The 6307-nt window shown below is 38.1% G+C and carries 5 protein-coding genes and 2 pseudogenes; 5 read left to right on the forward strand and 2 right to left on the reverse strand.

Features of this window, described 5'->3' with window-relative positions; all coding sequences use genetic code 11:
- Positions 1-258, forward strand: a pseudogene (locus A3GG_RS13795) (IS1634 family transposase); the annotation flags it as partial.
- Positions 259-295: 37 nt separating this feature from the next.
- Here the strand turns inward: A3GG_RS13795 and A3GG_RS12525 are convergent.
- A complete protein-coding gene (locus tag A3GG_RS12525; RefSeq protein WP_018359380.1) occupies positions 296-643 on the reverse strand; it encodes an IS3 family transposase in 348 nt (115 codons plus the stop codon).
- A 5-nt stretch (positions 644-648) separates the two neighbouring features.
- Complete coding sequence (locus A3GG_RS0111230) at positions 649-954, reverse strand: transposase (protein ID WP_018359381.1); 306 nt, start codon at positions 952-954, stop codon at positions 649-651.
- 84 nt (positions 955-1038) lie between these two features.
- On the opposite strand from A3GG_RS0111230, the gene A3GG_RS0111235 reads away from it, so the two are divergent.
- The 4 genes and pseudogenes from A3GG_RS0111235 to A3GG_RS13240 form a co-directional block, all read left to right on the forward strand.
- Entirely contained in the window at positions 1039-1248 is a 210-nt protein-coding gene (locus A3GG_RS0111235; RefSeq protein ID WP_026215798.1) for a cysteine peptidase family C39 domain-containing protein, read from the forward strand.
- Between the two features lie 796 nt (positions 1249-2044).
- Complete coding sequence (locus A3GG_RS0111240) at positions 2045-3256, forward strand: radical SAM/SPASM domain-containing protein (protein WP_018359383.1); 1212 nt, start codon at positions 2045-2047, stop codon at positions 3254-3256.
- A complete protein-coding gene (locus A3GG_RS0111245) occupies positions 3253-5589 on the forward strand; it encodes a TonB-dependent receptor (protein WP_018359384.1) in 2337 nt (778 codons plus the stop codon). The genes A3GG_RS0111240 and A3GG_RS0111245 overlap by 4 nt, the downstream gene beginning before the upstream one ends.
- A gap of 63 nt (positions 5590-5652) precedes the next feature.
- Positions 5653-6020 (forward strand): annotated as a pseudogene (locus tag A3GG_RS13240) (cysteine peptidase family C39 domain-containing protein); the annotation flags it as partial.
- Between the last annotated feature and the right edge of the window lie 287 nt (positions 6021-6307).

Raw genomic sequence — 6307 nt, forward strand, 5'->3', positions numbered from 1 at the left:
TTCGGACTCCTCGCCTATTGGGTGGTCAATAATATACGTGTACAACTGAAAGGAAAAGGAATCAGACATTATTGGAAAGAGATCGTCCGAATAATGTCCACCCAAAAAGCAGTTACGACGGAAGCCACCAACATGCTAGGGGAAAAGGTGGTCCTCCGAATTTGTAGCGACCCACCACCAAACGCAAGAAAAATCTACCAAGCCCTAAACTATAAAACCCACCCATTTAGAAAAATCAAAATTTGTAGTACACAGTAACTCTTCAAAAAAAGACAACAACACCAGTACCAGTCACTTACAATCCGACAGGGGTCAAACTTGGGCTAAGTAAGTAGGGATGTACATAGCTCACCACAGTACCCTTACTGAGGCTCCTTTGTGGGTAGATCACTAGTATGTCCATCTTACGCATAAGTCTCCTTACACGCTTCTCATTAACGGAGTAACCTCTTAGTCTTAGCATATCACGCAGATGTACAACTCCAGCTGTAGGGTGCTCTGTGTGGTACTCATCAATGATACGCATCATTTCTAAGTTTTCTTCACTTTCTCCCTTTGGCGTATAGTACAAGCTTGAACGGTTAAGCTTCATATACTTACAGAAACGATTTCGGCTTAAGCCTGCGGGGCGCTGACGGTCCATCTCTACTATCTCACTTTGAGTCCGGCATCCTCGCAGGCAGTCGCAAAAAAATCGCAGTCAATCGTTAACTGTCCTACCTTCTGTAATAGTCGCTTATTCTCACGCTCTATCTTCTTAAGTTCTACAGTATTAGTAGATGGCTTTTCAAAAGCTTGTGCAGCTTTTTCCTCAAGCTCTCGCATCCACTCTGTAATCTTGCTCGGGCTGACTTCGTATCGCTTCGCTAAACTCTGTATCGTCTCCTCGCCCCTCATGCCTGCTAAAGCAACTTGAGCCTTAAAACTCGAACTGTATTTACTTCTGTGTCCCATAAACTTCTTTTTTAATTGTCGTCATAAAATGACCGGTTTTAATTCATTAGTTCTCAAATCTAACACTTTTGAGTTGTCTAGTTTATGGGGAGTATTATAGTAATTAAACAACTCGATGCGATGGATTGCGGTCCTGCGTGCTTGGCTATGGTGGTCAGGCACTATGGTCGCAATCCTGTCTTGGAGCAAATGCGTGAGGATTGTGCCCTAGGTAAAGAGGGCGTCTCTTCGCTGGGCATTAGTAAGGCGACAGAAAAGAGGGCTTGCACTCGCTTGGTTGCTATATTACATTAGCCACTCTTGTAAATGAAACACTAATAGTCGAAGAAAAGCTTGTTTTAATCAAATATATTCACTACCTTTGAGACGAATAAAAATAATCTAACATTCAGACTTATGGAAAAGCTCAACATATACACTGCTGTTGGAGGCACAGATGACAAGATAGAAAAAGGGAACTCCCATGTAATCACATATTATAAGTGGGGTACCCTACGGTATCTATCTAAATGGTCATAAGGAGCCATTATATGAGAAATAAGTGCAATTATGGATACAGCCTAACCCTGAGGGCTTAATGTGAGGGGATAATTTTCGAAAAATTTGTCATTATGAAACGCGAAATCAAAGAAATCATTAGAGGTGTGGAGCCGATGTCTATCAACTTCCTTTCTAGAATACAAGGTGGAAGGAACGAATACATGGACTGTACGTGTGGTTCTGCTAACAGTAACTCAAAATCAGGTGAGGATTGTACTTGTGGTTCAGGGAACTCAAACAAAGGCTCTGAACTGGAAGTAGATTGTACTTGTGGCTCTGGCAATAATAACGTCAGTAGAGTAAGTATGATTCAGTTTGGATAATCAGGCTGATAGAATTTAACAACTTAGAGGGAGTATGAGAATGATATTCAAGTTGAAGTTTTCAAGCTTTTCATTTTCTACTTCCTCTATTTGCAATTAAAATCTATATGCAATATAAAATATCAACATATTGTACTTTGTTTTGTACTCCTGAAGGAAAGACGTATGCCTATTTAGCGACGGATAACTCTTTGCTTGAGATTTCAAGGGATTGTTATCGACTTTTAATGAATTTCCACAAAAAGAAACTGTTTTCTAAAGAGGATTTACGAAAGAGCAATATCCCAGTTGAGTTCATAGAAAGAGGCGTTATCACGACAATAGAGGACGAAGATATATATATTAGAGCCAAAAAGCTTGAAATGAGAATGAGCTCAATGTCAAAAGAAAAACTGATACTAGTTATCGCTCCTACAACAGAGTGTAATTTTGCTTGTCCTTATTGTTTTGAAGAAAACAAAGAAAATGTTTTTATGAGCGATGAAACAATTGATGCTTTGGTTCATTTTGTCAAAGAATTTAAGGATTCAAAATATCTTCACTTAACATGGTACGGAGGAGAACCCTTGTTGGCAATTAAAACTATCGAAAAAATCCTAGTCGGATTTAAAGACAATGCCCCTGAAAAAGAGATAATATTTAACTTCCTAGTTACAAATGGCTATTTAGTAAATCAAAAGGTTATAAATGTATTCCAAGAGTTCCCCCTTGATAGAATACAAGTGACAATTGATGGGGAAAAAGAGAGACACAATGCTACCCGCTGTTTAAAATCAAATGGGAAAGGGACCTTTGACAAAATCGTTGAAAACATAGGGCTTTTGCTACATTCTCTAGAAAAAACAAACATTCATGTTCGAGTAAATATTGATAAGAACAATGTGAATGATTATATTCTTATTCGTGATTTACTTGAGAGCAAATATAGTAATTATAGAGAGAGGTTAAATGTATATCCTGGAATTATTAGAATAGAAGATAAAAAGAACAAATGCATGGGGTGTGAATCACTACTTCATGATGATATTAGAAATTTGTTTTTTAACATTAAGGAAAGAGTGAATTTTTATCCTGTTTTACAAGGAAAAGGCTGTTTTGCCACACATTTAAATTCATTTATGATAGGTCCAAAAGGAGAACTATATAAATGCTGGAACGAATTAGGTGACAAAAAGAAGATTATTGGTGATATTTTTTCTGGAATTACGAATGTGGATCTTATGACAAGATACATTGTATCTGCTAATTGCTTTGATGATCCTATGTGTAAAGATTGTAAACATTTACCGATATGCTCTGGTGGTTGTGCTTATTATAGAATAAAAAATATATATGAAGACTCAAATTATAACATCTGCTCTTTGTATAAAGGAGTTGGAGTCCTTGAAAAATGTTTAATGAATCATCTAGCTAAAATATCAAACAATAAGGTCTTATGAAGGTATTCAAGGGTATACTAGTTATTGTTTTTACAACAATAACCCTTTATGTTTCCGCTCAGAACACAAGTACCATAGAAGGGAAAGTTTACTTTGAATCTGATACAGTCTTTGCGGCTACTGTTACGCTGTATTCGGGTAATAACACTCCACTCAGTAGGACTATTGCGTCGCCACCTAGTGGGAGTTTTACTTTGGATTATACTTATACAAAAGGGATGAAATATTTCTTAGTTGCCTCTCATATTGGTTTTGCTTCAGACACATTATTTATAGACTCTAAAGGGGGTAATATCAATGTAGGGACTCTGTTCTTGAGGGAGGAGTCTGAGATATTAAACGAGGTAGTGATTTCTGCTTCCTTGACTACTATTAGAGATGGGATAAAGTATGTCGTACCAAACAACACCCATAAGCTCAATGCAACTGATGCTTTAATAATGCTAGAGAAGATTAATCTGCCTCGTATCCAAATTGATGCGATTACAAAGAGTCTATCGGTGAATGGTGGAGGCATTGCAAAAGTCTTAATTAATGGTCGGGCTGTTAGCACCAAAGAACTCAGCTCCTTATCTCCTAAAGAAGTCAAACGAATCGAATATCATGATATACCTGAAGCAAAATATGGGTATGCCGATATCGTGTTGGATATAATTACTAACGAGAGAGAAGCTGGGGGCTCTCTATACATGTCTCTTTGGCACGGGTTAGCTACTGTATTTGGAGAGGATGATATTGTAGCCAAAGTAAATACACAGTATTCACAGTTTTCCCTCTCTTACTATGTCGGCTATCGTAATTGGCACCACCTATGGAGAGAAAATGAAGAAGAATTCACCTTGTCAGATAGGAGGCTTGAGCGAAATGAAGTAGGCAAGCCGAATCGCTTTAAGTATGATAACCACTCATTAAAATTTGACTATAATTATCAGAAAGATAAGACAATGGTTCACTTCTATGCGGGTGTGAATATTAATAATCGCCCTAATCGTGATTGGGAAAGTGTCATCAAGTATCAGGATGAGATTGTAAACCTAAAAGACTTATCTGCAAGTAAATACAAAACACCTCGCATGGGGCTTTATGTCCAATATATGTTTGATGATCAGCAGTTTTTCGCCCTCAATCTAACAGGGATGTATACGAAGTCTAATTATCAACGTGAATATTCTGAAGTGAATCTGATTAACAATCAATATTTTAATACTGAAGCAAATGAAGAGCAAGGTGGTATTGGATTCTCTTCACTATATGAGAATAAACTCTCTATTGGTACTGTATCGCTTGGACTAGAGCTGAGACATTCAAATACTCAAAATAAATATCTACAATCCGCAAATGGTAGTATAAGCTCTGACTACTTGTTGAAGATGAGTAATACGAATGGGTATTTTTTTAGTCAGTATGGAAAGCAGCTGAGTAATAGCTTATATTTAAGAGCAGGTGTAGGTATTAGTGGTGATTGGCAAAATAATGATGGTAGGCACAATAGTTATTACACTTTTCAGCCATCCCTAACGATACGCTACAGCCCGTCAAAGAAGTTTGATCTTCGCTATTTCGGTTCGATCAGTAACCAGACACCGACTCTTGCTAATCTTTCCCACTACTCGCAGGAGATAGATTTTGTACAGATACAGCGTGGCAACCAAAATCTTACTCGTCAGATTAATTACTATAATAGTTTGATATTTAGTCTCAATTTTAAGCAGTCCGCTTTGGCTCTGTATCTTAATCACACCTACTCCTCATCACCAATTATGGAGAGTAGCTTTATTGAGGGTGATAAAATCATCCGAAGTGTAGAGAATCACAAGGGAATGCAAAGCCTTATACCAGAGGTCGAATATAGAGGAACGCTTTTTGAGGATCTACTAACTTATAAAGTCTACTGTGGTTTAAAGTACTATATCAGTCAGGGGAATAGCTATTATCATGAAAAGCTAATACCATATTATGGCGGTCGGTTAGCTCTTAATTATAAGAAATGGTCTCTTGCTTGGACTATGAAGCATAGGACATCAGATTATTTTTGGGGAGAAACATTGACAAGAAATGAAGATGGGCATATGCTGTCGCTTGGATATTTCGGCAGTAAGTTTAGGGTTTCTGTAGATGCTTTAAATCTATTTTCGCCTAGACATATATCTGCTATAGAGAACTATTCAGCCGTTGCACCTTATAGAAGGTATGAATACCTAGATGAGATCAAAAATCTATTTCGTATAAATCTTACGCTAAACCTTTCGTATGGAAAGAAAAGCAATACAGGGCGTAAAAAGCTGTCAGACAATGTATCTTATCAATCTGGTATCTTGACAGGAGAGAAATGATGAAACATTTAGACCTATAGGTCTAATAATAGGTTCCTAAGTATGTGTATCCTCTAGGCATTTATCTCATCCGACCAAAATGATTCGATGGATTGTGGTCCTGCGTGCTTGGCTATGGTGGTCAAGCACTATGGTCATAATCCCAACTTAGAGCAAATCCGTGAGGACTGTGCTCTAGGTAAGGAAGGGGTCTCCTTACTGGGCATTAGTAAAGCTTCAGAAAAAGGGGTTTGCACTCATTGGGAGGTCGTGTTACTTTTGCGACACTAACGAATGAAGCAATGCTCCCATGTATCGCACACTGGAATCAGAATCATTTTGTCGTAGTCTATAAGGTTAAGAAACTCCGCAGGGGAAATTATAGGGTCTATGTTGCAGACCCAGGTAAAGGGATACTAACCTATACTAAAGAGGAGTTTTGCGAGCATTGGCCCAAGTTTGACCCCTAGAGTATATTTTGAGGTGGTTTTCGGGCATTTTGAGGAGTGAAATGCTGATTTCATCGGGGGAGTTGTTTTTGAAATCGAAATGTAGTACACAGCGGTGGATTTTTTTATCCTTACCTTTGTGGCACTATGCATTTTATTTCGCAGACAAGATATAATCCAGATTCTGGGAGGGACGAAAAGTACTACCGTATCAAAGAGTCTTTTCGGGATAAGTTGGGGAGAGTGCGTTCGCGTATTCTGCTCAACGTCGGATTTTGGTCTGGTCTGAC

The sequence above is a fragment of the Porphyromonas levii DSM 23370 genome, assembly GCF_000379925.1.
GTDB lineage: Bacteria > Bacteroidota > Bacteroidia > Bacteroidales > Porphyromonadaceae > Porphyromonas_A > Porphyromonas_A levii.